The 1,189-nt window shown below is 62.2% G+C and carries 3 protein-coding genes; 2 read left to right on the forward strand and 1 reads right to left on the reverse strand.

The window, feature by feature from the left end; translation table 11 throughout:
• The first annotated feature begins 149 nt into the window (after positions 1-149).
• Together AB0O52_RS23290 and AB0O52_RS23295 are read left to right on the forward strand one after the other, a co-directional pair.
• The gene (locus AB0O52_RS23290) at positions 150-443 is read left to right on the forward strand and encodes a MerR family transcriptional regulator (RefSeq protein WP_364542977.1); all 294 of its coding nucleotides are present in this window, start codon (positions 150-152) and stop codon (positions 441-443) included.
• A gap of 79 nt (positions 444-522) precedes the next feature.
• Positions 523-741 carry a hypothetical protein gene (locus AB0O52_RS23295; RefSeq protein ID WP_364542979.1) on the forward strand — a complete coding sequence of 73 codons (219 nt, stop codon included), beginning with the start codon at positions 523-525 and terminating at the stop codon, positions 739-741.
• A gap of 175 nt (positions 742-916) precedes the next feature.
• Here the strand turns inward: AB0O52_RS23295 and AB0O52_RS23300 are convergent.
• Positions 917-1,189: hypothetical protein (locus tag AB0O52_RS23300; protein WP_364542981.1), on the reverse strand; the 273-nt coding region annotated here is incomplete at its 5' end.

A 1,189-nucleotide genomic window follows, 5' to 3' on the forward strand; every position in this document is an offset into this window, starting at 1 on the left:
TCAGGATGGTCATTCCTCACTCCTTGCAGATCGGTGCGATCATTTCCTTCAGCCGCCCGGTTTGCTATGGTGGCCGGTATAGATTTTTTATAGCACTGGGGTGAAACTGGTGCAAGGGGGATTTCGGGTTCTTAAGTTAGGAGAAGCGGATGGAGCCGAAGCGAGGGCGGACCACGGGGGTGTATGCCATTTCCGTGGCCGCGGAGTTGGTCGGGACGGGGCAGCAGAACCTGCGCCTGTATGAGCGCAAGGGCCTGCTGGAACCTGGGCGCACTGACGGGGGGACCCGCCGCTATAGCGAACAGGATCTGGATACCCTGCGTCGTATCGGTGAGCTGCTCGAGGATGGTTTGAATCTGGCCGGCATCCGCATGGTCCTTGAACTTGAAGCGGTGAACCGGCGGCTGGAACGGGAACTGGCGGCGGCCCGGACCCGGCGCTGAGCGGCCCATTCTCAGCTTGGCATTGTGCTGTTATTACCGTTGTAGCGGCGGTCCCGGACGGCCGCTGATGGGAGTCCTGATGGATGCGCAATCAATCTTCGGCTTCGTCGCCGGCTATGTCGCCGCGGGCGTCGCAGTGTTCCTCCTGTACTTGCCTCTCCTGGTTCTGTTCGTGGTGCTGCTGCTTGCGGCGGGCATCCTGGAGCTCATCGCATTACCGTTCCTGGCTTTGTTCCGGGGACTTCGCGGGCGTGGAAAGTCCGACGTCTCGACGGGTGAATCGTTGCTTCCGGGATGATATGTCACTAGGTCCGGGATTCTTTTGCGCGCCATAGGTGGGGACGGTTTTGAGCGCGGTTGTCCACGCGGTTGTCCAAGAGACCAGCTGGTGCTCGGCCAGATCCAGGATTTCGAAGTCGGCACCTCCGCGTGTAGTTGCCCGGGGGCTAGGACACGCGGTGGGGGCGTTCTGTTTACTGGTCCAAGACGCTGTCGACGAGTTCCTTGAGGATTTCCCAGAAGTCCCGGGCCCTGTACGAGGTGACCGGTCCGCGGCCCTGTGCTTCGCGGACGGTATCTGTGACGGCAATGGCTTCTGCGAACAGCTCGGCCGTTATAGCGGGGACACGTTCCGCTTCAAGGCTGAGGATGTGCCGGGGCCCTGAGGTGTGGGGATGGTCCCCGGCCCGCTGGGGCCGGGGACCATCGGTGCGGGAGACATCGTCGGGGGCCGCTTTTTCGGTGCG

This window comes from Arthrobacter sp. NPDC080073, assembly GCF_040686575.1.
Lineage (GTDB): Bacteria > Actinomycetota > Actinomycetes > Actinomycetales > Micrococcaceae > Arthrobacter.

Excerpts from the sequence above, each read along its gene's own strand:
- AB0O52_RS23290 (WP_364542977.1), top strand. The coding sequence starts at position 150 with ATGGAGCCGAAGCGAGGGCGGACCACGGGGGTGTATGCCATTTCCGTG.
- AB0O52_RS23295 (WP_364542979.1), top strand. The coding sequence starts at position 523 with ATGGATGCGCAATCAATCTTCGGCTTCGTCGCCGGCTATGTCGCCGCG.